The sequence below is a fragment of the Rhizobium sp. L51/94 genome (assembly GCF_019355555.1).
GTDB lineage: Bacteria > Pseudomonadota > Alphaproteobacteria > Rhizobiales > Rhizobiaceae > Rhizobium > Rhizobium rhododendri.
Genome location: NZ_CP072141.1, coordinates 1,635,257 through 1,661,038, shown reverse-complemented (window position 1 = coordinate 1,661,038; position 25,782 = coordinate 1,635,257). Strand labels below are relative to the sequence as shown.

Below are 25,782 nucleotides of genomic sequence, written 5' to 3'. Positions count from 1 at the left end.
GGCTGAAGGTAGCGCAAGTGCCTCCTACTCCCGTGGCGAAGTAGGTAGCGCGGTCCGGACTTAGGCGATTGATCCGTAACTTTTACGCGCCCCAGCCTTATCAGCTGGCCGCCAGCGCGCGGGTGGTGGAGTGGTTTGGGTGGAGGGCTGCGTTGAGGGCGTATTGGCTGAAGCGTGCGATGTCGGCTTTGAGGAGGGATGCGGCGCTCTCGGCAGCGACTTCAGTGTGATCGATGCATCGCGCTTTGCCGGTTGCCACGACTTGCTTTGGCGGGTCTTGGAAGGACACTGGGAATGTTGCGAGGCCGCGGCGGATCAGTTGGCCGGAAATCTCCAGATGCACGCGTGGACTGATGCTGTCGTGGCTGGCGAGGAAAACTGCACGGCGCAGAGGTTGCGAGCGGTGGGAGGAGAGTATGTCGAGGAGCTCGATTGTCCTTACGAACGGAGCGGCGTCCGGCTGATGGGGGAGGAAGGGAATGAGCACGAGATCCGCCATGGCAAAGGCGATCGCGGCGATCTGGTCCCCGGCACCGGAGAGGTCGATGACAAGATGTTCATGGGTTCGGGCGAGGGCTCTGGTCTCCTCGATGAACTGCCTTCCGCAAACCGGATTTCGCACCGATGTGTCGCGCGGAAATTGCAGGTGGGTTTCCAGAGCAAACCGTTCCAGGCAGTCGTAAAGTGCGGCACCAAACCCCTCGTTCAATAGTTCGTTCGCTACGGCAGCGGCAGCGCGCCCTCCGATTTCCGACCGGCTATTTGCAAAGCAGATGATTGCCAAAGATGCCCCTTCCCGGCCAACCCTTGCGAACATGGGGCGCAGGGGTCAAGGACGCGTCTTCATGACTGTTTGATGACGAATATATGACGTATAAATTATTAACAATAAATATAAACATCTTGCCCATAGCTGAATACCGACACGATTTATGGCCTTGTAGCGCTGTTATCCGGCGTTATCGCACCACGCGCCGCGCCCACCGAAGCCGATGCGCGCGCTATCCCTCCGCCCCCGATCAGCCTGACCATCACATCGCTCTGCTGCCGCAAATGACCCCGCCACGGCAAATTTTCTCGTCACATAAATTTCTTGTTGCGAATGACTTGCATTATCATTCTAAACAACTAGTCTTGCATTGCAGCATACAGACGAGGACACCATGGACGCGATCAAACCGAAAACCGATGCCGGCTGGCGGCAGGACAGCCTCGACCTCAGCCTTGCCGACGTGCATGGTTCGGTGGACACCCAGAAGAGCGGATCGAAGCTGCGCCGGATGATGGCGTTTGCCGGGCCGGGCTACCTGGTGGCGGTCGGCTACATGGACCCCGGCAACTGGGCGACTTCGCTCGCGGGCGGCTCGAAATTCGGCTATGCGCTTCTCTCGGTGGCGCTTCTGTCCAACCTGATGGCCATCGTGCTGCAGGCTCTGTGCGCCCGGCTCGCCATCGCCAGCGGCCGCGACCTGGCGCAGGCCTGTCGCGATGCATTTCCGCGCTATGTCGCGGTACCGCTCTGGGCACTCGCCGAAATCGCCATCATCGCCACCGATATCGCTGAAGTCATCGGTACCGCCATCGGGCTCAACCTGATCTTCGGCATGCCGCTGGAACTGGGCGTGCTGCTGACGGCGCTCGACGTATTTCTCATTCTCTATCTGCAGCGGCTCGGTTTCCGCTGGATCGAGGCACTGATCATTACCCTGCTTGGCGTCATCGCCTGCTGCTTCGCCTTCCAGATCGCCCTTGCCGATCCGGATTGGGGCGGCGTCATCCGTGGCTTCCTGCCGACCACAGACATAGTCCGTAATCCGGAAATGTTGTACCTGGCACTCGGCATCCTCGGGGCGACCGTCATGCCGCACAATCTCTATCTGCATTCAGGCATCGTACAGACCCGCAAATACGGGAAGACCCTGCCGGAAAAGCGCGAGGCGCTGACGTTTGCAACGATAGACTCGACGGTGGCGCTGACATTTGCGCTGCTGATCAACGCTGCGATCCTCATCCTTGCCGCTGCCGCCTTCCATGCCCACGGCAAGACCGACGTGGTCGAACTCGGCGATGCGAGCTCGCTGCTGGCGCCACTGCTGGGCATGGCGATTGCGCCGACCCTGTTCGGCATTGCTCTTCTCTGCTGCGGCATCAATTCGACGGTGACCGCGACGCTGGCAGGCCAGATCGTCATGGAAGGCTTTCTGCAGATCAGGCTGAAGCCGTGGATCCGCCGGGCAGTGACGCGCGGTCTGGCCATCATCCCGGCCTCTATCGTCACCATCTGGTTCGGCGACGAGGGTACGTCGGAACTGCTGATCCTGACCCAGGTGGTGCTCAGCCTGCAGCTTTCCTTCGCCGTCTTCCCTCTGGTGATGTTTACCTCCGACAAGGCGAAGATGGGTGCCCTGGTGGCTCCGCGCTGGCTGAGTGCAATTGCCTACCTGATTGCCTTCGCCATTGCCCTTCTGAACATCAAGCTACTGGGAGACATCTTCTTCTAGTAATTCCAGCAAACGCGCTGAGCGGTTTTGCGTCCGGAAATGCGTGAAAACAAAGAAAGACCCGTTACCGTCGACGATAGGCAATGCGTCCGTTGTTGAGGTCGTCGACGAAAGGCATGAACTGGTTGCTGCCTTCCTCGTGCATGACGAGCGGATAGCGCAGCGCCAGGCGGGCCCTCGATCCCTTGATAGCGGTCGCCAGGATCCGCACCGCACTTTCGCCGTTGCGCGGGTGGATGGCGGTGATCTCGATCCCGCCGAAACGCCGGCCGCAGGCAGCAATGATCTCGCCCATCGATTCCGGACGGGCAATCAGCGAAAGCTGGCCGCCAGGGACCAGGATGGCGCTGGCTGTGCGCAGCCAGGTCTCGAAAAGGCCTTCCGTCATGGCATGCGCCTCCGCCCTGAGGGGGTCGGGCGTCAGCCGATCGCTGCCGTCGTTGAAGGGCGGGTTCATGATGACGTGGTCAAATTTGTTGTCGGCAAGGCCCACAGCATTGCGTCGCTTGCCTGTCAGCGTGACATCGGCACTGACGACCGATATCCGGCCGGCAAAACGGCTGTTTTCGGATAGCGCGAGGCTCTTTTCGGCAAACTCGACCATTTCCTGAGAGCGTTCGAATAGTGTGACCTCGGCACGCTCGAGGCGTGAGGCAACGGCAAAACCGGCAGCGCCGGCACCGGCGCCGAGATCGGCAACCCTGATGGCGCGGCTGTCGTCAACGAGTGAGGCTAGCAGCATGGCATCCATGCCGGAGCGATGTCCCCGACCCTTCGGCTGGACGATATGGAACGCGCCGCGATGAAAAGCGTCGATGGTTTCGCCGGGTTCGTTCATCGCCGCTCTCAGCGCCGCTCGGCGCGCAACTCGTCGCCAAGGCCGGCGTCTATCAGGATGCGGCGGGCCTCGATGGCGCGGTCCCCGTCGACCAAGAAGCGACGCGGCAACATGCCGAGCGAGCCTTCGAGAATGCTCATTGCCTCATCGGCAACCATGCAGCGGATACCCGCATCCTTCATCAGGCTTTCGGCGAATGAAAGCGTGACGGGATCGTTGGTGCGTATCAATTCGTGCATGAACCTGGCGTTTCCTGTCAATTTTGCGCGACCGGACAATTCGCCCCTTGCCGCGTCCCCTGCCCCTTCTTATTGTCGTTTTCACAAAATGAACAGGAGTTCGGGACGTTGGGCGTCGTGATACCGCTTGAAGAAAGCAAAAACAGACTGGCCTCCGTCAAGCCGCTGGTCGACCTGACCAAGGCAGATATGGAGCGTGTCAACCAGTTGATCCTTTCCAAGGCTGGATCCGATGTGCAGATGATCCCGGAGGTCGCGGAGCATCTGATTTCCTCCGGCGGCAAGCGTTTGCGGCCGATGCTGACGCTCGCCTCTGCAGCGCTTTTTGGCTACAAGGGCGAAAACCACGTCAAGCTGGCGACCTCTGTCGAGTTCATGCATACGGCAACGCTGCTGCATGACGACGTGGTCGACGAGAGCGACTTGCGCCGTGGCCGCTCCACGGCCCGCATGATCTGGGGCAACCAGGCGAGCGTGCTGGTCGGCGACTTCCTGCTCGGCCAGGCATTTCGTATGATGGTGGATGTCGGATCGCTGGAAGCGCTCGATGTGCTGTCGACGGCGGCCTGTGTCATTGCCGAGGGCGAAGTCCTGCAGCTGTCGGTCGCCAAGAACATGGAGACCACCGAGGACGACTATCTCTCGGTCATCCGCGCCAAGACGGCGGCGCTTTTTGCAGCGGCTGCGGAAGTCGGGCCGATCGTTGCAAATGGCGGCAAATCCGGCCGCAATGCGTTGAAATCCTACGGGACCAATCTTGGTCTCGCCTTCCAGCTGGTTGACGATGTGCTCGACTATGGTGGCAAGGCCGTCGATCTCGGCAAGAATGTCGGCGACGATTTTCGCGAGGGCAAGATCACCCTGCCGGTCATCCTCGCCTATCGCCGGGGCACCGAGGAAGAGCGTGCCTTCTGGCGCGACGCCATAGAGAACGGCAACAGCAGCGACGCCAATCTCGAAAAGGCCTTGGGTTTGATCACCAAGTACGGCGCCCTCAACGACACCATCGGACGGGCCGTCCACTACGGCACGATTGCGCGAGATGCCCTGGCACCGTTGCCGGACAGCCCCGGCAAATCGGCCCTGATGGAAGTCATCGACTTCTGCATCGAGCGCGTTAACTGACAAGCGACGAGCTGTATTTCTTGCGGGGCCGCTTCAAAAAAGCCATCCTGTTGTGAATCAGTGCTGAAAGAATGCATGGCGCGACCGGCTTCCGGTTGCCCTCCAAGAAAGGTTCTCTAATGCGGCAAACACTTGCCATTCGTTTGCTTTCGAGCGCAGCTCTCGCCGCGTTCATTTCGGTGACTGCGATCAACGTGCTGCACGCTGAGGATGCGTCCAAGAAGGCAGTGGATGCGAGCGATACGGTGACCTTCGAGCCGGACCGCGTCGATACCTTTTCCGGCGCCTTTCTTGCCGCCCGCACGGCCGATGTCGACCATGACTACATCAACGCCATAGCGCTCTACAAAAAGGCGCTGATGATCGAGCCGGGCAACCCGGAAATCCGCCAACGCCTGATGATTTCGCTGCTGCTCAACGGCAATATCGACGAAGGCGTCAAATATGCCAACGAACTGAAGTCCGACCCGACGGTCGAGCGGATCACCACAATCGTGCGCGGCATGGACGCCATGCGCCGCCACGATTACAGCGCAGCCCAGGCTATCCTCAAATACACCGGCCCGAACGACCTCGACCGGATGATGAACGGGCTGCTTGCCGCCTGGGCGCAGGTCGGCGCCGGACGCGGCAAGGAAGCGCTGGCGATGGTCGACAAGATGCAGGGGCCGAACTGGTTCGACATCTTCAAGAACTACCAGGCCGGCACCATCGCCCTTGTCATCGGCGATACCAAATCGGCTCGCACGCACCTCAACAGCGCCGTGCTCGACAAGGACGGCGGCGCCACGGCACCGGACACCTACATGCGCGCCGTCATGGCGCTTGCCTCGCTCGAAGCCAAGGAAGGCAACAAGCAGAAGGCGCTGGACGCAATCTCCGTCGGCGACAGCATGATCAGCAATTTTGCGCCGCTGAACGCGCTGCGTGACAGCATCGGCAAGGGTGAAAAGCCGGAGCAGGCCGTGACCAACGCCTCGCAGGGGGCCGCATCCGTGCTGTTCTCCGTTGCCGCCGCGCTAAACCGCGATGGCGCCGAAGACGTGGTATCGCTGTACCTCGAGACGGCGAATGCGCTGGACCCGAAGAGCTCGGACACGCTGGTGCTGCTCGGCGGCATTGCCGAAAAGCAGGACCAGATGGACCGCGCCATCGCCTTCTACAAGCAGGTGCCGCCGGGATCGCCAATGGCCCGTATCTCTGAACTGCAACTCGGGCTGGCGCTGGCACAGGGCGGCAAGTCCGAAGATGCGCTCAAGCACCTGAAGTCGCTGATCGAGTCCGATCCGAAGGATATCCGCAGCTACCTTGCCTATGGCAACGTGCTGTCTCAGGCCAAGAACTACCAGGCGATGGCCGACAACTATGACAAGGCTGTCGAGGTCATCGGCCCAGTGCCGACCAAAGCCGACTGGAACATCTTCTACCAGCGCGCTATCGCTTATGAGCGCCTGAAGAAGTGGGACATTGCCGAGCCGAACTTCAAGAAGGCGCTCGAGCTAAACCCCGACCAGCCGCAGGTGCTCAACTATCTCGGCTATTCCTGGGTCGACATGAACCGCAACCTCGACGAGGGGCTGGCGATGATCAAGAAGGCTGTCGATGCGCGACCTGACGACGGCTACATCGTCGATTCGCTCGGCTGGGCCTATTTCCGCCTCAACCGCTTCGACGATGCGGTCAAGGAACTGGAACGCGCCGTGCAGCTGGAAGCCGGCGATGTCACCGTCAACGACCATCTCGGCGATGCATACTGGCGCGTCGGGCGTCGTCTCGAGGCCGTCTACCAGTGGAACCGGGCGATTACCTACAAGCCGGAAGAGGCCGACCTGCCGCGTCTGAAGGACAAGATCGCCAACGGCCTGCCGCCGCTCGACGACCCCAAGGCTGCGGAGAAATCCAAGCCGCCGGCAGCAGTCCCGGCCGAGACCCCGCCAGTCGACAAGAAATCCTGACGACCGATGCCATCGATTTTTGACGCGGGCGCCTTCGACCTCACGGAAGAGGCGCCCGCGAAAATCAACCTTGCCCTGCATGTGACGGGGCTTCGGGACGACGGTTACCATCTGCTCGACATGCTGGTGACTTTTGCCGATCATGGCGACCGGCTGGGGTTCAGCGCCGCCGATGCGGACAGGTTCGAGATATCCGGACGGTTCGCAACGTCTCTTGGCCCGCAGGAGCAATCCACTAGCAACCTCGTGATCAGGGCTCGCGATCTTTTGCGGCAGGCATCTGGCGGCAGTGCACCGCCGGTCCTGATTCATCTCGAGAAAAGCTTGCCCATCGCCTCCGGCATAGGTGGCGGCTCGGCCGATGCCGCTGCGGCCTTGCGCGGGCTGATGCGGCTTTGGAATATCAATCTCACGCCGGATAAGCTGAAGGCTCTTGCGCTGCAACTCGGGGCTGACGTGCCGATGTGTCTGACGAGCCGGCCACTGATCGCCCGTGGCATCGGCGAGGAGATCGACGTGCTACCGGACTTCCCGTCCTTCGGCTTGCTGATCGGCAACCCTCTGGTCGGGGTATCGACACCGGCGGTTTTTCGTCAGTTGACGGAGAAGAACAATCCACCGTTCGGTTTCGAACACCGGCAACTGCAGAGTAGCACCGAGTGGCTTTCCGTGATCGACAGCCTCCGCAACGATCTAGAGCCGCCGGCGCGTGCACTTTGCCCCGAGATCGGCGAGCTATCGGTATTAATGGCCGGGCAACGACCCAGGCTCGTCAGGATGTCCGGCTCTGGTGCCAGCTGTTTTGCCCTGTTTGACGATCCGGATGCAGCCAAGGCTGCGGCCGCTTCGCTTCACAGCCACAGGCCGGACTGGTATTTTCAGGCAACGCAGACAACCGCAGGAGATCTCCGATGACAGGCTCTACGCAACAGCGGCCTTTCGTGCCAGTCGGCATTGCCGTGCTCACCGTCTCCGACACCCGCACAGCCGAAGACGACAAATCCGGTGACACTCTGGTGGGGCGCATTGCAGACGCCGGCCATTGGTTGGCCGCCCGCGCCATAGTGCCCGACGATATCGCACAGATCCGCGCTACCGTGGAAGCCTGGACCACGGACCCCGCCGTCGATGTGGTGATCACCACCGGCGGCACCGGCTTTACCGGCCGCGACGTGACGCCGGATGCGCTGGAGCCGCTGTTTGAAAAGCGCATGGAGGGTTTTTCGGCGGTCTTCCATCGCATCTCCTACGACAAGATCGGCACGTCGACGATCCAGTCGAGGGCGACGGCAGGGCTGGCCAATGCCACCTTCATCTTCGTGCTGCCGGGATCGCCCGGCGCCTGCAAGGATGCCTGGGATGGCATCCTGAAGGCACAGCTCGACTACCGCCATATGCCGTGCAATTTCATCGAGATCATGCCGCGCCTGGACGAACACCTCAAGCGCGGCGGACAATCCGTCTGATCAGAGAGGCTGCGTGCTCAGCGCAGCGAGCGCGCCGCCACCCAGGACGGGATGATCTCGCTCGACAGCTTTCCGGGCTTCTGGCCCTTGGCAAGTTCTGCCAATGTCATGCCGCTTCTGGCAGCGGCCAGAGCTTGCGCCTTTGAAATGAGGAAGCCGAACTCCAGCGGCGACACCGCCCGGCCGATGCGCTGCAGCAACGGCCGCCTGTATCCACGCGAGGCGGTGAAGCGGGCGGGCAACTTGTTCAGCGCCATATACTCGCCGATCTCGTCTATCCAGCCGGCCTGCGGGCGCGCGCCGGGCTCCACCAGCAGCAGCCATTCGCCGCGTGCGGAGCGCAGGATTTCGCCGATATCCCATTCGGTATGATAGCGGCAGCCGGCGGCATCGGCAACGCGCTCGGTGCCATCGCTTGAGCCATGGTCGAGAACCACGACGTCACAGACCAGGCCCTCGATCGCACCCGCGACGAGGGACGCAAGTGTCTGCGCCAATTCGGGTTCCTGGTCCCGGCATTCGATTATGACTGTCAACATCGCTCGTTTATAGTGCGGTGCATAATCGAATACCAGCGCAGTTTTCCGCATTTTGTTCTTGCATTGTTCTCATTGCTGCGATAGGAATTTAATCAAGGTCAGACATCGGGATGCACGGGCATCCCCTGCCGCTGGAGCCACCGATGAACCAACAGTCCCTTGCAGGGCAGGCCGCATTCGCGCCTGCCAACACGGCAGATATGGCTGATGCACTGATCGTTTCGTCCGGTCTGCGGATCGACATCGACCGGCGGCGTGGCCGCGGTGCTGGGCTCAATCCTGGCGGTCGCTTCGAACCATCGAGCCGCGAGAGCATCGACGACGGCTGGCAGTCGCTGGAAGACCTGCCGCCCTTCAGGACCGAGGTGCAGATCGAGAAGGCGCGGACGGCGATCACCCGCAATACGTCGCCGGACATTCCCTTCGATCGCTCCATCAATCCTTACCGTGGCTGCGAGCATGGCTGCATCTACTGTTTCGCGCGCCCGACGCACGCCTATATGGGGCTGTCTGCCGGACTGGATTTCGAGGCCAAGCTGTTTGCCAAGCCGGATGCGCCGAAGCTGCTGGAAAGGGAACTGGCTAAACCAGGCTATGAGCCGAAGGTCATTGCCATCGGCACCAACACCGATCCGTATCAGCCGATCGAGAAGGAATGGCGGATCATGCGCCAGATCCTGGAGGTGCTGAACCGGGCCAACCATCCGGTATCCATCGTCACCAAATCGGCCATGGTGCTGCGCGACCTCGATATCCTTGGCGAACTCGCTGCAAAGAACCTCGTGCGCGTCTCGCTGTCGGTCACCACCCTCGACCGCAAGCTTGCACGCACCATGGAGCCCCGCGCTTCGACGCCGGCACGCAGACTGGAGGCAGTCCGGATGCTTTCCGCGGCGGGCATCCCGACGTCGGTCATGCTGGCGCCAATGATCCCGGCACTCAACGACCATGAACTCGAGAAGATCCTGGATTCGGCCAAGGCTGCGGGCGCCGAGGAGGCCGGCTACGTAATGCTGCGCCTGCCGCTCGAAGTCAGTCCGCTGTTTCGCGACTGGCTGCTGCAGAACTACCCGGACCGGTACCGGCATGTGATGTCGCTGGTCCGCGAGATGCGCGGCGGCAAGGATTACGATGCGGATTTTGGCAAGCGGATGAAAGGTGCCGGACCCTACGCCTGGCAGATCAGCCGTCGGTTCGAGATGGCGACCAAGAGGCTCGGCCTTACGCGCCGCAGCATTAGACTGCGCACCGATCTGTTCGTTCCCCCGGATGGCAGTGGCGTTCAACTGTCGCTGCTCTGAAAACCCATTCCTGCGGACGGTTGCCCTGACTGTCCAAAGGATATCCCCCGGCTTGGCCGCCCCAATGCCGGGGGACTTGCAGGAAATCGGGTTGGCGTGCGAGGGTCAGCCGCATGACACGTCGCACGCCACCCGATTCTCCTCAGCTCTTCGAAGACCTGCCGCTCGTCCCGGATTTCACGCTGGAGCACTCGGCGCGCAAAGCAGGCCACTGGCCGGTTGCCGGCACGGACGAGGCAGGCCGAGGTCCTCTCGCCGGGCCTGTCGTTGCTGCAGCCGTCATCCTCGATCCGGATAACATTCCCGAAGGCCTGAACGATTCCAAGCAATTGTCGGCTGCCAGACGGGAAGAGCTGTTCGAGTTCATCATTGCGACATCGACGATCTCCATCGCATCGTCCAGCGCCGGACGCATCGACGCGACCGATATTCGCAAGGCGAGCCTCGATGCCATGCGTCGGGCTGTCTGCGGTCTTGCGATCGCGGCAGGCTTCGTGCTTGTCGACGGGCTCGACGTGCCACCCGGCCTCCCCTGCTCCGGCAGGGCTGTGGTCAAGGGCGACCGGCGGTCGCTGTCGATCGCCGCGGCTTCGATCCTTGCCAAGGTAACGCGCGACCGGATGATGGTCAGGGCCGGCATGGTGTTTCCGGCCTATGGCTTTGCGGCACATGCCGGCTATGCCACCGCAGTTCATCGCAGCAGCATCGAACTCGTCGGCCCCTGCCCTCTGCACCGCATGAGCTTCCGGCCGATGCGCAAGGATGTCCTCGCCAACGAAACCCCCTAAATGCAAAAAGGCCGGGACGATGCCCGGCCTTTCGCATTGATGTGTACAAAGCTTAGTTCAAGCTTGCCGTGACGTCGCCAAGCGCTGCCTGGAACAGCTTCGCTTGAACACCGGCGTCTGCCTTGCTGGCGATGACGGTTTGGGCTGCGGCGATTGCCAAGTCGACAGCGGCAGCGCGAACTTCCTTGATGGCGTCGAGCTCTGCCTGCTTGATCTTCTGCTCGGAAATTGCCGTGCGGCGTTCGACGAATTCTTCCGTCTTCTTCTTGGCTTCGGCTGTCAGCAACTCGGCTTCGCGAGCGGCAGAGGCAACGATATTGGCCGCCTCGACTTCCGCTTCCTTGCGCTTGCGCTGGTACTCGGCCAGCAGATGCTGGGCTTCCTCGCGCAGACGCTTGGCTTCCGACAGATCGTTGCGGATCTGGTCGGCGCGCTCGTCGAGCGACTTCGCCATCATGCCGGGAACCTTCATGTAGACGATGAGGGCGATGAACAGCAGCAGGCCAACGAGGGCGAAGAAGGTTTCGTCCAGATGGAATTCCATGGCTTATGCCTCCTGCTTGACGTTGGCGACAGCAGCGGCAACCTCGGACTGCGAAGCCGGCATACCGATCAGCTGCTCGACCACGGATGACGCAGCCTCTTCGGCAACAGCGCCGACGTCGGCAAATGCCTTCGCCTTGATTTCGGCGATCCGTGCTTCGGCGGTCTTGATCTTTTCGGCCAGGCTTGCCTCGATGGCACGGCGTTCGGCTTCCGCCTTCGCCTTTGCTTCGGCGCGGGCTGCGGCACCGATAGCATTGGACTTGGCACGGGCTTCTGCCAGTTCGCGCTCATAGGTCGCGACAGCGGCGTCGGCTTCGGCCTTCAGGCGTGCGGCTTCCTCGACATCCTGCGCGATCCGGGCGTGCCGGCTCTCGAGGATCCCGCCAACGCGTGGCACGAGGACTTTCTGCATGACGATGTAGAAGATGGCGAATGTAATCACCAGCCAAAGCAGCGCAGACGGAAATGTCTTGGGGTCAAAGGGCGGGAAAGACGCGTGATGGCCTGGGGCCACACCCGTTTCCGTGTGCACTTCGCCGGGTGCCGGCGCGGCTTCTTCAGCATAAGCCGGAGTCACAAACATGCTCACCTCCAGTGGTGCAAATACGAAGAATCACGGCTCGCTTCCCGCAAGCCGTGATCCATCAAACCGTACAAATCAAACGGCGAAGAGGAGGAGGAGAGCAACGAGCAGCGAGAAGATGCCCAAAGCTTCCGTAACGGCGAAACCGAAGATCAGACGGCCGAACTGGCCATCGGCAGCCGACGGGTTGCGAAGAGCGCCCGACAGGTAGTTGCCGAAAATCGTGCCGAGGCCGATGCCTGCGCCACCCATGCCGATGCAAGCGATACCGGCGCCGATGAACTTTGCTGCTTCTGCGTCCATGTTAGAAACTCCTTAGATTGATAGGTTTTGGCTTTGACTGGTGCACGCGGCACCAACGACTTTACTTCTCAGTGGCCGTCCGGATGCAGCGCATCGTTCAGATACATGCATGTCAGCACTGCAAATACGTAGGCCTGCAAGAATGCCACGAGAAATTCGAGGGCCGTCAGAGCGACGGTCATGATGAGAGGCAGGATGGCACCACCGATGCCGAGCGCGCCAAGGGCTCCAAGCGAGGCAACGAAGCCTGCGAACACCTTGAGCGTGATGTGACCAGCCAGCATGTTGGCAAACAAACGGACGGAAAGGCTGATCGGCCGGGCCAGGAACGAGATAACCTCGATCGAAATGACAAGGGGCAGCAGCACTGCGGGAACGCCCTGCGGCAGAAACAATTTCAGAAAGCCGAGGCCGTGCTTGAAAAAGCCGTAGACCACGACAATGCCGATCACCAGCATCGACAACGCGAAGGTGACGATAATCTGACTTGTTACCGTGTAGAAATAGGGGAACATGCCAAGCAGGTTGGCGGTCAGCACGAACATGAACAGCGTGAAGACCAGCGGGAAGAATTTCATACCGGCGGAGCCAGCACCTTCACGCAGGATATTGGCGATGAATTCGTAGGACATTTCGGCGACGGACTGGGCGCGGCCCGGGATCAGGCTGCGCGACGCCGTTGCGAAATAGAGAAATCCGCCAGCCAGAACGACCGATGCGACCATGAACAGCGACGAATTGGTGAATGAGAAATCCAGCCCGCCGATTTCGATCGGAACGATCTTATTGATCTGGAATTGATGAATCGGACCGTTGGCCACCGCGCGTTCTCTCTCACTTGCCCGCCTCAGCAGCGGATATCCATGCTTCGAAGACATGCGCTGATGCGCAGTCTTGTTGCCTATTTCCTGTCCGACTTGCTGTCGCCGACCGTTGGGGTGGATACCTTCCCGGCCATACGCAAGACATTCAGCACACCAGCACAAAACCCGAGGAGCAGGAAAATAATCATGCCCCACGGTCCGGTGCCAGCCAGACGGTCCAAGAAGTAGCCGATGAGTGCGCCGACAATGATGGCAGAAACGAATTCGCTGGAGAGTTTCAGTGCTTGAGCATAGCCTTTGCGGCTGGCCTGAGCCCGAGCTTCCCCCCGTTCGGCTTCCCCCGTCGCAGCGCGTTTGTTTGCCAGTTCGGCTCCCAATTGCGCCCTACGCTTTTCAAGACCTTCGTCCTGATCCCCCACCATGGCGCCCTCCCTGCTGCCGTTCCTTAACGCTACCCTTCCCCGATAACCTAAGAACGAACTGGAGGCTTAGCCACCTTTCGGCCCGTTTTGAACTCGGGCGAACATAGTTTTATGGAAAAGCATAGTCAAGACGTAGAAAGCACATGTCCCGCCATTAATAAAGGCAGGCAAATCATCGACTTATATGCGCTTGAAGGGAGCTTTGCGAAATCACGACAGAAAGTCGCACCCGCTGCCGCGGGCGCCGCGTCCCGGGGGTCGGGCGGTCAGCTCCAGCCGCCGCCATAGGTCCGATAGAAGAGATGCATGCCGATGCGGCCGACCTTGACCATCTCGGCCGCCCAGCGCGGCTTGACGTAGACTGCATGGTAATGGGTGGCCGAGCCGACTTCCGGGAGCCAGATCTTGCCAGCCGTCACCGCCATCGCCACCTGGCGGGCGATCTGCCAATGAACGGGCGAATTGACGCGGTCCTTGACCTTGTCGCAGGCGAAGGAAAACTGGCAGGCGTTGGTCCAGTCCTCGTTCTGGTAGACAACGCCGCAGATGGTTTTCGGATAGGCCGGGTTACGGACGCGGTTGAGAATGACCTGCGCCACGGCCGCCTGCCCCTTCACCGATTCGCCACGGGCCTCGAAATAGATGCCGGTCGCAAGGCACTGCTGTTCGTCCGGTGAAAATACGGCTGCAGGCAACACGCTTGCCGCCCAGAGATGGTCCTTGGCGCCAATCTGCGGGACGAAACGGCCGCTGTCGGCAGGTTGCTTACTCAGGATGCTGTCGAAGGGCGAGACGGTGGCATAGTCGGGCCCGGGCTCGGCATAGCCCAGCGCCAGACTGTCGGCGACAGGATTGGTGACGAGGCTTGCGAGAATGGGCGGAACACCGCCATCGGCCTTCAGGGGCTCCTGCTTGGAAAACAGGAAGGCTGTCTGCACGCCGGCGTCGCCGATATCGTCCTTGACGAACGCCGTCTTCTCCCCCGTACCGGAGGTGGGCACGTCGAGTTCCGGGTGGAACAGCAGCGTCGTGCGCTGCAGGATGGAGCCGGCGGTGAAATCTTTCGGCGGCGACATGGGAACGACGTCCGTCACCCTGCCCTTCTTGTCGCGGCGGCGGACGCGGTCTTCGTCCGGGCGCGGGTCGCTGCCTTTTTCCTTGGACTGGAAAGCAATACGCCGCCCATCCGGCAACAGCATGCCGCCACCCTCGATGCCGCTTTCGTCGGCATTGGCGAAGGCAAGCTCCGCCTGATGGATGGAGCCGGCCGGCGACGTCGTCAGCACCATGCGCCAGTTGCTGCCCGAATCGTCGGAGCCGGAGAGCAGCCCGGCAATGTCGGCCTGCGCTGATACGGAGGGGAAAATCAGCCAGGCGCAGCAGCCGAAGACTGCGGGCGAAAGCCAGTTTCTGGGTTGCCGGCGAGGCTTGGCCTGGTACGAACTCATGCGACGCAACACCCACTCCATCACCGACGGGAACATTAGCAGATAATGTCCTATTAACCTTGATGGATGGTTAATTTCGCCGAGATCCCCCGCCGATCAGATGATGACGTGCGAGCCGAGTTCGACGACGCGGTTGGCCGGCAGGCGGAAATAGTCGGACGGGTCGGTCGCGGCATTGGCGAGCGCGATAAACAGGCGGTCCTGCCAGTGCGGCATGCCCGATTTTGCGTCCGGCACGAGCTTGCGGCGTCCGAGATAGAAGGAGGTCGACATGATGTCGAACTTCAGTCCGGATTTACGCAACGCTGCCAGCGCCTGTGAAACGTTCTGCGATTCCATGAAGCCGAAGCGCAACTCGACGCGTGAAAACCGCTCGGAGACCTTTTGCACCGTGTACCGGTCGCTGTTGGCGACCCTTGGCTTGTTGACCGTGCGAATGGTCAGGATGACGTTCTTTTCGTGCAGCACGTGGTTGTGCTTCAGGTTGTGGAGCAATGCTGCGGGCGCAGATTCGGGATCGCTGGTCAGGAAGATGGCGGTGCCCGGAACGGAAGCTGGCGAGTGGTCGCTCTTGCGCTCGATGGAACTGACGAAGGACGGCAGCGGAATATCGGTATGACGGGTCTTCTCCATCAGGATCGCCGTGCCGCGGCGCCACGTCCACATGACGACCGTGAAGGCGGTGGCGATCATGACCGGGATATAGCCGCCATCGTGAATCTTCAGCAGGTTGGCGCCGAGAAAAACCATCTCGAGCAGGAACAGCGGCATCAGCACGACGATGGTCAGTGGCAGCGACCAGTTCCAGCGGACGCGGACGAATTCGAAGGCCATGACAGAGGTCACCACCATCGCGCCCGTCACTGAGATCCCGTAGGCGGTCGACAGCGAATCGGAGGTCTGGAAGCTCAACACGAGGAAGATCACGCCGAAGAACAGCAGCGTGTTGACCGACGGCAGAAAGATCTGGCCGGTGTTGGTCTCAGAGGTGAAGAGGATCTCCATGCGCGGCAGGAAGCCGAGATGGATCGCCTGGCGTGTGAGCGAGAATGCCCCGGTGATGACCGCCTGGCTGGCGATGATCGTGGCGCAGGTCGCAAGGAACACGACCGGCAGCAGCGCCCAGTGCGGGAACATCAGGAAGAATGGATCGGACATGGTGAGCGGCTCACGCAGCACCATGGCGCCCTGGCCGAGATAATTCAGCGTCAGCGACGGGAATACAAGCGCAAACCAGGCCCACTGGATGGGTCGGCGGCCGAAGTGGCCGAGATCGGCGTAAAGCGCTTCGGCACCGGTGACGGTCAGGAATACGGCGCCGAGCACGATGATGCCGAGAATGCCCTCATGCATCAGGAAGGTGATGCCGTACCAGGGATTGAAGGCATTGAGGATGCCGTAATCGTCCGGAATACGCAGCAGGCCGGCGACGCCGATGACGATGAACCAGACGGCGGTAATCGGTCCGAAATAGCGGGCGACGGCGCCGGTACCATGCGACTGGATGGCAAACAGCAGCGCCAGGATGGCGACGGCAATCGGCACCACGTAGGGCCCGAAGTGCGGCGTCACCAGCTTCAGGCCTTCGACCGCCGAGAGAACCGACAGCGCCGGAGTGATCATCGCATCGCCGAGGAAGAGCGCGGCGCCGCTCAGCCCCAGGAACATCAGCACGGCGGTATGGCCATTGGCGGTTTTCAGCAGCAGCGCCAGCAACGAGAGTGTGCCGCCTTCGCCGTCGTTATCGGCGCGCAGCAGGAAAAGGACATACTTGAAGGTGACGATGATGGTGAGCGCCCAGAACATCAGCGACACGAGGCTGATGACCTCGCCGCGCGTCAGGCCGTCGGCGGCAACCGGCTTCAGTGCCTCGCGAAAGGCATAGAGCGGGCTCGTGCCAATGTCGCCATAGACGACGCCGACGGAGCCGAGCGTCAGGTAGAAGAGTTTGCGCAGGCTCATCTTCCTGTCAGGAGAATGATCGATTTCGTGAGACATTCGGGACCACTAGGCTCTCAGAGCCAGCCTTTCCAACGAAAAAAGAAGAACGGGACGACGGCCGAGACCACCATCAACACGAGGGATGCAGGATACCCGAACGTCGAGTGCAACTCGGGCATATGTTCGAAATTCATACCGTAGACAGACGCAACCAGCGTCGGCGGCAGGAACACGACGGAAGCAATCGAGAATATCTTGATGATGGAATTCTGCTCGATATTGATCAACCCGAGCGAGGCATCCAGCAGAAAGGTGATATTGCCGGCAATGAAAGACGCATGTTCCGAGAGAGACTGGACATCCCGCGTCACGTTGCGACAGAGATCCTTTGTCTCGCGATCCTGCTGGACGGCCGGGATCGTATGCATGAAGGTAAGAAGCCGGGACAGCGACATCAAGCTATCGCGCGACTTGCTCACCAGACGGTGGTGGCCGGCGACGTCGCGCAGCTTTTCCTCGAGATAGTTCGAAGGACGGCGGACTTTCCGCGCCTTGTCGCCGAACACGTGGGTCGACAACACATCGATCCGCGACACGGCCTGCTCGAGGATCTCGGCGGTACGATCGACGATGGTTTCCATCAGCTTGGCGAGCAAGGCTGCGCCGCTGCGCATGTCTTCCGGGATCCGGTGCAGTGCTGCTATGAACAGGGCAAAGGATTTCGGATTGGCATAGCGGATCGTCACCAGCCTGTTGCCGACGAGGATGAAGCCGACGTCGGTCAGGCTCGGCAGCTCGGAATCGGCTTTCCATACCAGGGATGCGGTCAGGAAGACGGCGCCGTTCTCGTTGTAGAGGCGGCTCGATGGCTCGATATCCTTCAGATCGTCACGGGTCGGCACCTGGATGCCGAGCAGCGCCTCGAGCTTGTCTTCTTCCTCGCGGGTCGGGTCGACCAGATCGATCCAGACGATGTCGTCCGAGATGGTGCTGGCGGCAACGATATCGGCGCGCGGCACCGATTTGCAGTTGGAACGGTAGGCAGTGATCAATGGCCTACTCCCGCCATGGACCGGAAACGGCGCAGCAGACAGCCGACGTCATGGCGCTGCATGCGCGACGACTGCGATCCGAGGGACGAAATCTCTGAAAATTTCATAAAACTCCGGGACGCGTTCTGCCGATCCTGTCGGGAAGGCGTATCCATGCTCCACTGCGTTGCAGTACCAATTCCGCGGGCGGCGCACAATTCCCTTACGCGGCCACGAACCGAAGTTTCCAACAAGCCGCTCGCTGCCCCAAGGCATATCCGGCGACCATCGCATCGGCGGCGCATATGCAGCATCGCGGACAAAGAATCAAGTCCAACCCCTTTTCCCGTGCGCTTTGACCGCAGAAACGGCGCGACGGCATGGGTAGCACATGGTGCCGACAAGGCAATGCGGCGGCACCATAGGGCACGTGCATTCTATTCGAAGACGATTGCCGGCGCGGCGCGCAGAGGCTGGCCGGTCACCTGCGCCCACACCTTGGTGGCGATGTCGCGATAGACGCCGGCAATCACCCCGTCCGGCTCGGAGACCACAAGAGGTGTACCGGCATCGGATGTCTCGCGGATGTTGATCGTCAGCGGCACCTCGCCGAGGAACGGAACGCCGATGCGCTCCGCCTCCAGCCGGGCGCCGCCGTGACCGAAGATATCGTAGCGTGCGCCTGTGTCGGGGGCGATGAAATAGCTCATGTTCTCGACAATCCCGAGCACCGGCACCTCGACCTTGCGGAACATGTTGAGGCCCTTGCGGGCATCGATCAGCGCCAGGTCCTGCGGCGTCGAGACGATGACGGCGCCGGCGAGCGGCACCTGCTGGGCCATCGTCAGCTGAGCATCGCCAGTGCCCGGCGGCATGTCGACGACGAGCACATCTAGCTCGCCCCAGGCGACCTCGCGCAGCATCTGCATCAGGGCCGATTGTACCATCGGCCCGCGCCAGATCATCGCGGTTTCCTCTTCTACCAGGAAGCCCATCGACATGACCTTCAGGCCGTAATTCTCCATAGGCACAATAATGCGGTTTTCGATCTGCTGGGGGCGACCGGAGAGTTTCAGGAGCCGTGGCATGGACGGACCGTAGATATCGGCATCGAGCACGCCGACGCGCAAACCGTTAGCAAGCAGCGCCAGAGCCAGATTGACCGCAGTGGTCGACTTGCCGACGCCGCCCTTGCCGGATGCGACAGCGATGATGGCTCCGATGCCGGGTACGCCGATCTTTGCGCCGCGCGACGGAGGCGATGCAGCCTTTGCCGGCTGCGCGTGGGAATGACCATGGCTATGGGGAGCTGGGGCCGGGCCCGGCTTTGGGGGTGTCGGCCTCGGGGGTGCAGATCCAGCCTTCTTGTCGGCAGTCAGCGTCACCAGAGCGCCCTTGGCGCCAGGCATTTCCTTGACGGCACGCTCTGCTACCAGGCGCAGCGGCTCCAGCTCGGTCGCCTGGTCAGCAGGAACGGTGATAGAGAAATAGACCTTTGCATCAGAAATGAAGATGTCCGAGACCATGCCTAGTTCGACGATGTTCTTTTCGGTGTCTGGCCCGTGAACGGTCTTCAGCGTTTCGAGAACCTGTTCCTTCGTAACGTCGGCCATGCGGCAAAACTCCCTGCTTTTATCAATCCAGTCATAGACCTTCATGCGCATCTGCCAAGAGGCAGTGCTGATTTTACAAGAGTTTCAAGATCCCGAAATATGAAGGCCGCTGTCTCGAACGGTGCTGGGAGGAGCATCACGTTGTCGACAGCGGCCTGTATCATCCGCGCCCGTTGACCGGCGCTGTTATGAAAGTCCCCTCTGGACCTGAAAGTGATGATGCAGAAAGCGTGCCAGTTTGTGATCAAACAAAAAATGCATTGATTTCAAGGGTCGCAGGACGAAGCCCGGAACGGTGTAAGAAGAAATTCAGCCGGAGCAGAGCCATTTTCTTAGGCGACCAGTAAATCACTGCATAAATATTACGCAGATACTTTCACTTGATGATGCCGATGCGCAACGCCTTTGCCACCGCCTGGGTGCGGTTGACAGTGTCGAGCTTTTTGGTCGTGCGGTTGAGATAGTGATTGACCGTGTGCTCGGACAGCCCGAGAATTTCGGCGATCTCGGCACTGGTCTTGCCGGCTGCCGTCCAGGTCAGACAGTCGATCTCGCGGTCGGTCAGCGGGTCCGTCAGGCGTGTATCGATGTTGCGGATCGTGCCGAGCTGCTCGAAGATATGAATGGCAATATAGCTGAGATCGCGCATTTCGTGGGGCGTAAAGGCTTCACGCTCGCCTGAAAAGGAAACTGCGCCACGAAGACCGGAGGCATCGTGCGTTGGAAAATACGCACCGCGCGGAATGCGAAACCGCTCCAGCAGCCCGACAATCGTTTTCGTCTTTCCATCGTCGCGCTCCATATCGGGGCTCGACGAGTCGAAACAAAACGGCAGGGTGGAATTGCGCAGGTGACGCATCACCGTGCTGTTCACCAGGAGACGCTCTTGGTCGTAGAGCGTGAGGAGTTCCGGGGGCCAGTTGGTAACGACTGTGTTGCTCTGCAATGCGAAAGAGGTGGTCGGCGGCAGGTTCAGGACCAAGAATGTCCGGCAACGATAGGCGTCGGCGACACGCTTCAAGAATCTGAAGACGTCGAACTGTGTTTTCAGGCCCGCAATTTCAGAAACGAAATCGTGCGAGCTGAGTACCGCCTGATCCATGAGCCCCATGATACTATCTTCTACACGCAAAATCGAAACGAAATCACGATTTCCCAAGCCGGCGCGTTCGAAAACATGCGCCAGCAAGCGGCGCGTCAACATGGCCAAGATGAGGCAATTACTCAACTACAAAATCCAAGTAAAAGAGTAGCACCATATCTTTGTCCCCAGTCACGGTTCTATTGCCGGTTGCCGGGACCACCTGATGCTATCGCCTAGAACTTCGCGCGCGGACCGAGGCGAATTTCGATATCGGCAGAGATCGACATCGCTGCCGCCTGCACCAGCGGCGCCCATTGGCGCAACCTATCCTCGGTGACACGATAGGCCGGCCCTGTAACCGAGATACCTGACGGCGGACGCGCGCTAACCGGCGGGATAGCGGCGGCAACGCAGCATATGCCGGCTTCATGTTCTTCCCTATCCAGAGCGTAGCCCCGCAGCCGAATATCGCTGATCTCTCCGAGCAGCGTCGCCTCCGTCAGGTGCGTACGCGGCGTGAAAGCCACGAATTCCATCCGCGCGGCCCGGGCATGGAGCTCGGCATCGCCCAGCGTCGAGAGCGCGGCCTTGCCGACGCCGGTGCAATAGGCGGGTGCAGCATTGCCGATATGCGAATACATGCGCACGGACTGGCGGCCTTCGACCTTGTCGAGGTAGATTACCTGCAGATCCTGCAGAATGCCGAAGTGGACGGTCTCGCTTGTCTCGTCGTGGAGCAAAGCGAGATGCGGCTCGGCGATCCGCCTGATATCGTTTCCGGCCCAGCTGCGGGCTGCGAAGGTGAGAAGGCGCAGGCCCGGGCGATATCGCCCATCCCTGTCCACCTCCAGCAGGCCTTCGCGCACCATATGGCCGAGTTGCCGGTGCAGCGTGCCCCTCGGCTGTCCGGAAATCTCCAGGATATCGGTGAAGCGCATCGGCGTGTCCGACAGGGCAATGATGTCCAGCAACGCCATGACCTTGCCCAGCGTGCCGGTGTCTGCTGTCGTCGCTCGCTCGCTCCCCGCCATGCTCTTGCCTTTACGAAGGGCGACGAAATGGATGCATCGCCGGTTGACACAGCTGGACGCTAGTCGGATAATTCCGAATAGTCAAATTGAGTTCCGAATAATGGAATTCAATGCGACAGGAGGATATTTTGAAGACACCGTCTGCGCAAATTGCCGATCTCAAAGACAAGGCCGTCCTCATTACCGGCGGAGGCTCCGGCATCGGGGCAGCACTGGTTGAAGGTTTCGCGATGCAGGGCGCACGGGTTGCATTTATCGACATTGCCGAAACCGCGAGCCGGGCGCTGGCCGCGCGGATCTCGAACAGCTCGGCGCATCCTGTCTCCTACTACCATGCAGACCTGCGCGACGTATCGTCCATCAAGAGCACCGTTGCCGCCATTGAATCCGACTTCGATGCGATCCGGGTGCTGGTCAACAATGCCGGATGGGACGGTCGGCATCAGTTCGATACGGCATCGGAGGCGGATTGGGACGACAGCCAAGCCATCAACCTGAAGCAGATGTTCTTCGTGTCACAGGCCGTCGCGCCGCTGATGCGGGCTGGTGGCGGTGGCGCGATTGTTAATTTCTCGTCGATCGCCTTCATGCTCAACATGCCCGACGTGCCGATCTACGCGACTGCCAAAGCCGGCATCATCGGCCTGACCAAAAGCATGGCTGGCCGACTGGGGCCGGAGGACATCCGGGTCAACGCGATCCTGCCCGGCATGATCGTCACCGAGCGCCAGAAGGAATTGTGGCTGACCGACGAAAGCATCGCCAGGATGGTCGACCGCCAGTGCCTTAAACATGTTCTCACGGCAGAGGACCTCGTCGGTCCCTGTCTTTTCCTTGCATCGGACCTCGCAGCCGGCATCACGGCGCAGTCCATTATCGTTGACGGAGGCGTTTTCTGATGGAAAGACCAGCCTATGTGGCTGTCGATTGGGGCACCAGCAGCTTTCGACTGTGGCTGATCGGGACGGATGGCAACATTCTCGGTGAGCGTCGGAGCGGCGAAGGCATGACGACCGCAGCCAGCCTCGGCTTTGCCGGCGTCCTGCAGGCGCATCTCGACAGCCTCTCGGTTCCGGCCGACGTGCCCGTGATTATCTGCGGCATGGCCGGTGCCCGGCAGGGCTGGGTCGAGGCCGGCTATATCGACACGCCGACCTCGCTCTCGGCGATCCTCACCGGAGCAGTGTCCGTGCCCGGGCAGGAACGCGACATCCGCATTCTTCCGGGCCTCGCCCAACGCTTGCAGGAGGCGCCCGACGTTATTCGTGGCGAAGAGACGCAATTGCTGGGAGCGCTTTCCGGTGAGAGCCGCGGCGAGCAGATTGTCTGCATGCCCGGCACCCATTCGAAATGGGTCCGCGTCGTCGATGGCACGGTTTCCGGCTTCTCGACATTCATGACCGGCGAACTGTTCGACGTCATCAGCAAGCACAGCATTCTGGCGCAGGCTATCGCCGGTGCCGGCGAACCCGATACCGCAGCGTTCGAGGCTGCGGTGGGCGCGATTTTCAGGCAGCCGACAATGGCGACCAGCCTTCTGTTCGGTGCCCGCTCCGGGCAGCTGTTGCACGGGCTTTCGCCGGCCGGCGCCAAGGCCTGGATTTCCGGAACACTGATCGGCGCCGAGATCGCCGGCGCCCTGTCCTCTGCCGGCGACGGTGCGACAATCACGCTGGTCGCCTCGGGCGGCCTGCAATCGCTCTATGAAACCGCCTTCAAATCCTTATCTATATCCTACCAGACAATCGACGCCGATGCCGCCGTCCGCCGCGGGCTTTCCGCTGCCGCCAAGGCAATCTGGCCAAACGATGAGAGAACAGCCGTATGACCCGTATCCCTTTCCCGCCGATGAAACGTCCGCTGATCGCCATTCTGCGCGGCATCAAGCCTGAGGAAACGCAAGCCATCGTCGGCGCGCTGATCGAAGCCGGCATGACGGCCATCGAAATTCCGCTGAATTCGCCGGATGCATTTCGCTCCATCGAAATGGCCGCCAAGATGGCACCGGCCGATTGCCTCATCGGCGCCGGCACCGTGCTGGATGTCGAGAACGTCGACAGGCTCGATGCTGTCGGCGGCAAGCTGCTGGTAACGCCGAATGTCGAGCCTGCAGTCATCAGCCGTGGTCGCGACCTCGGCATGGTGACCATGCCCGGCTGCTTCACCGCAACGGAGGCCCTTTCGGCCGCCCGCGCCGGCGCTACCGGCCTCAAGTTCTTCCCGGCCGGCGTGCTCGGCGCTTCCGGTATCACCGGTATCCGCGCCATCCTGCCACCGGAACTGACGATCGCTGCCGTCGGCGGCGTTTCCGACCAGAATTTCGCCGATTATACCAAGGTTGGTATCCTCGCCTTCGGTCTCGGCACCAGCCTCTACAAGCCCGGAATGACCGCCGCCGATGTTGCAGAGCGCGCGCGCGTCACCATCTCTGCCTATGATGCAGCAATAGGAGCGTGACGGCATGACGGACATTCACGAATTCCAGGGCAACATCCTCTGCGACACCGCATCGGTGCTCGGGGAAGGCCCGACTTACGATCCGGCGACCGATACTGTCTGGTGGTTCAACATTCTCGGCAAGGAACTGCATGAGTTGCAGCTCGGAAGCGGCCGGAAGAAAGTCCACGAGTTGCCGATGATGGCAAGCGTGCTGGCGCGTATCGACGCGGACAGGCAACTGCTGGCGACGGAACAGGGTCTGTTCATCCGCGACATCGCCACCGGCGCCCTCACCTTCTACCTGCCGCTCGAAGCGGACAAGCCGGAAAACCGCTCCAACGACGGCCGGACGCATATCTCGGGGGCGCTGTGGATCGGTACCATGGGCAAGCGGGCGGAAATGCAGGCCGGCGCCATCTATCACGTCGCCGCCGGCAAGGTGACGAAGATCTTCGACGGCATCAGCATCCCGAATTCCATCTGCTTCTCGCCGGATGGATCGTTCGGCTATTACACCGACACGAGGATCAGCCGGCTGATGCGTGTCCTCGTCGACCCCGCGACCGGCCTGCCCATCGGCGAGCCGACGGTGCTGGTCGACAGCTCGGCGGATATCGGCGGCATCGACGGTTCGGTCTGCGATGCCGACGGCTACATCTGGAACTCTCGCTGGGGATCGGGCTTCGTCGATCGCTACAGCCCGGATGGCCTGCGCATCGAGCGCCACCGCGTACCTGCCATGCAGCCCTCCTGCCCGGCCTTCGTCGGCCCCAATGCGGACCGCCTCGTGGTGACGACCGCCTGGGAAGGGCTCGATGACGAGGCGCGGGCGACACAACCGCAGGCTGGTGCCCTCATGGAGCTCGGGATCACGGTCAAGGGCGTCTTCGACCCGGCTTACATTCTCTAATATATCGCGACTAATTTGCGGGAATTCGAAAGGCGTCGGCGACTGTCCGGCGCCTTTTGCACGTGGTGAGAAAGCCCCGCAGCCATACGTTTTGCGTCAGTTAGCGCCATTCCGGCCTTTCTTGAGGATCATCGCAAAAGACCAATTTCATCCGTTTTTTCGAGGAACAAAGCGTAGATTCGTCCATTTCCTATACGAACCGGCATGATGATGGTGAGCCTGAGACAGGCGCCGCCCATGTCGGGGGTCAACCGATCCACTCGAAAGGAAGATTGACGATGAATACCAAGTTTATGACCACTGTCGCTACCGGCGCTATCTTTGCAGCTGCCTCCGTCTTTGCTCCAGTCGCCTTCGCGCAGACTTCAACGACACCTTCGACAACCACGACACCGATGGCAACGGCACCGTCGACAGACGCGCCGGCTGCAACTTCCACGGGTTCCTATATCACCCAGCAGTCGCCAGATCAGGTCAGCGCCAACACCTATATCGGTCAGTCAGTCTACAATGGTGCCAATGAAAGCATCGGCAAGGTGAGCGACCTCATCATGCAAAAGAACGGCGGCATCGTTGCGGCCGTGGTCGGCGTCGGCGGGTTCCTGGGTATCGGCGCCAAGAACGTTGCAGTTCCGATCAGCAACATTTCCATCGCCCAGAACACCGACGGTACCGTCAAGCTGACGACATCCGAGTCGGCCGACACGCTGAAGTCGGCTCCGGAATTCAAGACACTTGCAATGCAGTCCTCCGAATCGTCGTCTTCGACACCGGCGACAACGGCTCCGGCTGGCGGGACGACTGCTCCGGCTGACGGTTCCACGACCACCAAGTAACCTGACGGCGGGTTATAAC

At 60.9% G+C, this 25,782-nt stretch carries 27 protein-coding genes; 12 read left to right on the top strand and 15 right to left on the bottom strand.

Annotation, left to right across the window (positions count from 1 at the left end; genetic code table 11):
* Positions 1-100: 100 nt before the first annotated feature.
* Positions 101-784 (bottom strand): ParA family protein, encoded by a 684-nt coding sequence (locus tag J5274_RS08090; RefSeq protein WP_142824144.1) that lies wholly within the window; start codon positions 782-784, stop codon positions 101-103.
* Positions 785-1,163: 379 nt separating this feature from the next.
* Here J5274_RS08090 and J5274_RS08085 point away from each other — a divergent pair, with 379 nt between their 5' ends.
* Complete coding sequence (locus J5274_RS08085) at positions 1,164-2,501, top strand: Nramp family divalent metal transporter (protein ID WP_142824143.1); 1,338 nt, start codon at positions 1,164-1,166, stop codon at positions 2,499-2,501.
* A gap of 64 nt (positions 2,502-2,565) precedes the next feature.
* On the opposite strand, the gene J5274_RS08080 is transcribed toward J5274_RS08085, so the two are convergent.
* A complete protein-coding gene (locus J5274_RS08080) occupies positions 2,566-3,339 on the bottom strand; it encodes a tRNA1(Val) (adenine(37)-N6)-methyltransferase (RefSeq protein ID WP_142824142.1) in 774 nt (257 codons plus the stop codon).
* A gap of 8 nt (positions 3,340-3,347) precedes the next feature.
* Entirely contained in the window at positions 3,348-3,578 is a 231-nt protein-coding gene (locus J5274_RS08075) for a DUF2007 domain-containing protein (protein ID WP_142824141.1), read from the bottom strand.
* 108 nt (positions 3,579-3,686) lie between these two features.
* Between J5274_RS08075 and J5274_RS08070 the strand changes: the two genes are divergently transcribed.
* From J5274_RS08070 to moaB, 4 genes are all read left to right on the top strand, one after another.
* A complete protein-coding gene (locus J5274_RS08070) occupies positions 3,687-4,703 on the top strand; it encodes a polyprenyl synthetase family protein (protein WP_142824140.1) in 1,017 nt (338 codons plus the stop codon).
* Between the two features lie 119 nt (positions 4,704-4,822).
* On the top strand, positions 4,823-6,658 hold the full coding sequence (locus J5274_RS08065) for a tetratricopeptide repeat protein (RefSeq protein ID WP_142824139.1): 1,836 nt from the start codon (positions 4,823-4,825) through the stop codon (positions 6,656-6,658).
* 6 nt (positions 6,659-6,664) lie between these two features.
* A complete protein-coding gene (locus J5274_RS08060) occupies positions 6,665-7,573 on the top strand; it encodes a 4-(cytidine 5'-diphospho)-2-C-methyl-D-erythritol kinase (RefSeq protein ID WP_142824138.1) in 909 nt (302 codons plus the stop codon).
* Positions 7,570-8,124 (top strand): molybdenum cofactor biosynthesis protein B, encoded by a 555-nt coding sequence (gene moaB, locus J5274_RS08055; protein ID WP_142824137.1) that lies wholly within the window; start codon positions 7,570-7,572, stop codon positions 8,122-8,124. The genes J5274_RS08060 and moaB overlap by 4 nt, the downstream gene beginning before the upstream one ends.
* Positions 8,125-8,141: 17 nt before the next feature.
* Here moaB and J5274_RS08050 read toward each other — a convergent pair whose 3' ends face one another.
* Entirely contained in the window at positions 8,142-8,663 is a 522-nt protein-coding gene (locus tag J5274_RS08050) for a glycosyltransferase family 2 protein (protein WP_142824136.1), read from the bottom strand.
* 143 nt (positions 8,664-8,806) lie between these two features.
* Between J5274_RS08050 and J5274_RS08045 the strand changes: the two genes are divergently transcribed.
* On the top strand, positions 8,807-9,964 hold the full coding sequence (locus tag J5274_RS08045) for a PA0069 family radical SAM protein (protein WP_219274912.1): 1,158 nt from the start codon (positions 8,807-8,809) through the stop codon (positions 9,962-9,964).
* 113 nt (positions 9,965-10,077) lie between these two features.
* Positions 10,078-10,752, top strand: a complete 675-nt coding sequence (locus J5274_RS08040; protein ID WP_142824134.1) for a ribonuclease HII — start codon at positions 10,078-10,080, stop codon at positions 10,750-10,752.
* 52 nt (positions 10,753-10,804) lie between these two features.
* Here the strand turns inward: J5274_RS08040 and J5274_RS08035 are convergent, their stop codons facing one another.
* The 11 genes from J5274_RS08035 to J5274_RS07985 form a co-directional block, all read right to left on the bottom strand.
* Entirely contained in the window at positions 10,805-11,296 is a 492-nt protein-coding gene (locus J5274_RS08035; protein WP_219274911.1) for a F0F1 ATP synthase subunit B, read from the bottom strand.
* 3 nt (positions 11,297-11,299) lie between these two features.
* Positions 11,300-11,881 (bottom strand): F0F1 ATP synthase subunit B, encoded by a 582-nt coding sequence (locus tag J5274_RS08030; RefSeq protein ID WP_142824133.1) that lies wholly within the window; start codon positions 11,879-11,881, stop codon positions 11,300-11,302.
* 75 nt (positions 11,882-11,956) lie between these two features.
* On the bottom strand, positions 11,957-12,184 hold the full coding sequence (locus J5274_RS08025) for a F0F1 ATP synthase subunit C (protein WP_111217634.1): 228 nt from the start codon (positions 12,182-12,184) through the stop codon (positions 11,957-11,959).
* 68 nt (positions 12,185-12,252) lie between these two features.
* Complete coding sequence (locus J5274_RS08020; RefSeq protein ID WP_111217911.1) at positions 12,253-13,005, bottom strand: F0F1 ATP synthase subunit A; 753 nt, start codon at positions 13,003-13,005, stop codon at positions 12,253-12,255.
* Positions 13,006-13,085: 80 nt separating this feature from the next.
* Positions 13,086-13,430 (bottom strand): AtpZ/AtpI family protein, encoded by a 345-nt coding sequence (locus tag J5274_RS08015; RefSeq protein WP_142824132.1) that lies wholly within the window; start codon positions 13,428-13,430, stop codon positions 13,086-13,088.
* 266 nt (positions 13,431-13,696) lie between these two features.
* Positions 13,697-14,878: a cell wall hydrolase gene (locus J5274_RS08010; protein WP_224128236.1), complete on the bottom strand. Its 1,182-nt coding sequence runs from the start codon at positions 14,876-14,878 to the stop codon at positions 13,697-13,699.
* A gap of 96 nt (positions 14,879-14,974) precedes the next feature.
* On the bottom strand, positions 14,975-16,840 hold the full coding sequence (locus tag J5274_RS08005) for a potassium transporter Kup (RefSeq protein ID WP_374113737.1): 1,866 nt from the start codon (positions 16,838-16,840) through the stop codon (positions 14,975-14,977).
* A gap of 53 nt (positions 16,841-16,893) precedes the next feature.
* A complete protein-coding gene (gene corA, locus J5274_RS08000; protein WP_142824131.1) occupies positions 16,894-17,871 on the bottom strand; it encodes a magnesium/cobalt transporter CorA in 978 nt (325 codons plus the stop codon).
* A gap of 416 nt (positions 17,872-18,287) precedes the next feature.
* Complete coding sequence (locus J5274_RS07995) at positions 18,288-19,463, bottom strand: Mrp/NBP35 family ATP-binding protein (protein ID WP_219274909.1); 1,176 nt, start codon at positions 19,461-19,463, stop codon at positions 18,288-18,290.
* 376 nt (positions 19,464-19,839) lie between these two features.
* A complete protein-coding gene (locus J5274_RS07990; protein WP_142824129.1) occupies positions 19,840-20,574 on the bottom strand; it encodes a LuxR family transcriptional regulator in 735 nt (244 codons plus the stop codon).
* Positions 20,575-20,780: 206 nt separating this feature from the next.
* Entirely contained in the window at positions 20,781-21,578 is a 798-nt protein-coding gene (locus J5274_RS07985) for an IclR family transcriptional regulator (RefSeq protein WP_219274908.1), read from the bottom strand.
* 110 nt (positions 21,579-21,688) lie between these two features.
* Between J5274_RS07985 and J5274_RS07980 the strand changes: the two genes are divergently transcribed.
* From J5274_RS07980 to J5274_RS07960, 5 genes are all read left to right on the top strand, one after another.
* Entirely contained in the window at positions 21,689-22,477 is a 789-nt protein-coding gene (locus J5274_RS07980) for an SDR family NAD(P)-dependent oxidoreductase (RefSeq protein ID WP_219274907.1), read from the top strand.
* Positions 22,477-23,406, top strand: a complete 930-nt coding sequence (locus tag J5274_RS07975) for a 2-dehydro-3-deoxygalactonokinase (RefSeq protein WP_142824127.1) — start codon at positions 22,477-22,479, stop codon at positions 23,404-23,406. Before J5274_RS07980 ends, J5274_RS07975 begins: the two co-directional genes overlap by 1 nt.
* Positions 23,403-24,035 carry a 2-dehydro-3-deoxy-6-phosphogalactonate aldolase gene (locus J5274_RS07970; RefSeq protein ID WP_142824126.1) on the top strand — a complete coding sequence of 211 codons (633 nt, stop codon included), beginning with the start codon at positions 23,403-23,405 and terminating at the stop codon, positions 24,033-24,035. Before J5274_RS07975 ends, J5274_RS07970 begins: the two co-directional genes overlap by 4 nt.
* A 4-nt stretch (positions 24,036-24,039) precedes the next feature.
* The gene (locus tag J5274_RS07965) at positions 24,040-24,927 is read left to right on the top strand and encodes an SMP-30/gluconolactonase/LRE family protein (RefSeq protein WP_142824125.1); all 888 of its coding nucleotides are present in this window, start codon (positions 24,040-24,042) and stop codon (positions 24,925-24,927) included.
* Between the two features lie 278 nt (positions 24,928-25,205).
* Positions 25,206-25,763 carry a PRC-barrel domain-containing protein gene (locus J5274_RS07960; RefSeq protein ID WP_142824124.1) on the top strand — a complete coding sequence of 186 codons (558 nt, stop codon included), beginning with the start codon at positions 25,206-25,208 and terminating at the stop codon, positions 25,761-25,763.
* Positions 25,764-25,782 lie beyond the last annotated feature (19 nt).

What these genes read in the sequence shown, in the direction of transcription:
- J5274_RS08085 (WP_142824143.1), top strand. Translation starts at nt 1,164, where the DNA reads ATGGACGCGATCAAACCGAAAACCGATGCCGGCTGGCGGCAGGACAGC.
- J5274_RS08080 (WP_142824142.1), bottom strand. Translation starts at nt 3,339, where the DNA reads ATGAACGAACCCGGCGAAACCATCGACGCTTTTCATCGCGGCGCGTTC.
- J5274_RS08075 (WP_142824141.1), bottom strand. Translation starts at nt 3,578, where the DNA reads ATGCACGAATTGATACGCACCAACGATCCCGTCACGCTTTCATTCGCC.
- J5274_RS08065 (WP_142824139.1), top strand. Translation starts at nt 4,823, where the DNA reads ATGCGGCAAACACTTGCCATTCGTTTGCTTTCGAGCGCAGCTCTCGCC.
- J5274_RS08060 (WP_142824138.1), top strand. Translation starts at nt 6,665, where the DNA reads ATGCCATCGATTTTTGACGCGGGCGCCTTCGACCTCACGGAAGAGGCG.
- moaB (WP_142824137.1), top strand. Translation starts at nt 7,570, where the DNA reads ATGACAGGCTCTACGCAACAGCGGCCTTTCGTGCCAGTCGGCATTGCC.
- J5274_RS08050 (WP_142824136.1), bottom strand. Translation starts at nt 8,663, where the DNA reads ATGTTGACAGTCATAATCGAATGCCGGGACCAGGAACCCGAATTGGCG.
- J5274_RS08045 (WP_219274912.1), top strand. Translation starts at nt 8,807, where the DNA reads ATGAACCAACAGTCCCTTGCAGGGCAGGCCGCATTCGCGCCTGCCAAC.
- J5274_RS08040 (WP_142824134.1), top strand. Translation starts at nt 10,078, where the DNA reads ATGACACGTCGCACGCCACCCGATTCTCCTCAGCTCTTCGAAGACCTG.
- J5274_RS08035 (WP_219274911.1), bottom strand. Translation starts at nt 11,296, where the DNA reads ATGGAATTCCATCTGGACGAAACCTTCTTCGCCCTCGTTGGCCTGCTG.
- J5274_RS08030 (WP_142824133.1), bottom strand. Translation starts at nt 11,881, where the DNA reads ATGTTTGTGACTCCGGCTTATGCTGAAGAAGCCGCGCCGGCACCCGGC.
- J5274_RS08025 (WP_111217634.1), bottom strand. Translation starts at nt 12,184, where the DNA reads ATGGACGCAGAAGCAGCAAAGTTCATCGGCGCCGGTATCGCTTGCATC.
- J5274_RS08015 (WP_142824132.1), bottom strand. Translation starts at nt 13,430, where the DNA reads ATGGTGGGGGATCAGGACGAAGGTCTTGAAAAGCGTAGGGCGCAATTG.
- J5274_RS08010 (WP_224128236.1), bottom strand. Translation starts at nt 14,878, where the DNA reads ATGAGTTCGTACCAGGCCAAGCCTCGCCGGCAACCCAGAAACTGGCTT.
- J5274_RS08005 (WP_374113737.1), bottom strand. Translation starts at nt 16,840, where the DNA reads ATGAGCCTGCGCAAACTCTTCTACCTGACGCTCGGCTCCGTCGGCGTC.
- J5274_RS07995 (WP_219274909.1), bottom strand. Translation starts at nt 19,463, where the DNA reads ATGGCCGACGTTACGAAGGAACAGGTTCTCGAAACGCTGAAGACCGTT.
- J5274_RS07990 (WP_142824129.1), bottom strand. Translation starts at nt 20,574, where the DNA reads ATGGGGCTCATGGATCAGGCGGTACTCAGCTCGCACGATTTCGTTTCT.
- J5274_RS07985 (WP_219274908.1), bottom strand. Translation starts at nt 21,578, where the DNA reads ATGGCGGGGAGCGAGCGAGCGACGACAGCAGACACCGGCACGCTGGGC.
- J5274_RS07980 (WP_219274907.1), top strand. Translation starts at nt 21,689, where the DNA reads ATGCGACAGGAGGATATTTTGAAGACACCGTCTGCGCAAATTGCCGAT.
- J5274_RS07975 (WP_142824127.1), top strand. Translation starts at nt 22,477, where the DNA reads ATGGAAAGACCAGCCTATGTGGCTGTCGATTGGGGCACCAGCAGCTTT.
- J5274_RS07970 (WP_142824126.1), top strand. Translation starts at nt 23,403, where the DNA reads ATGACCCGTATCCCTTTCCCGCCGATGAAACGTCCGCTGATCGCCATT.
- J5274_RS07965 (WP_142824125.1), top strand. Translation starts at nt 24,040, where the DNA reads ATGACGGACATTCACGAATTCCAGGGCAACATCCTCTGCGACACCGCA.
- J5274_RS07960 (WP_142824124.1), top strand. Translation starts at nt 25,206, where the DNA reads ATGAATACCAAGTTTATGACCACTGTCGCTACCGGCGCTATCTTTGCA.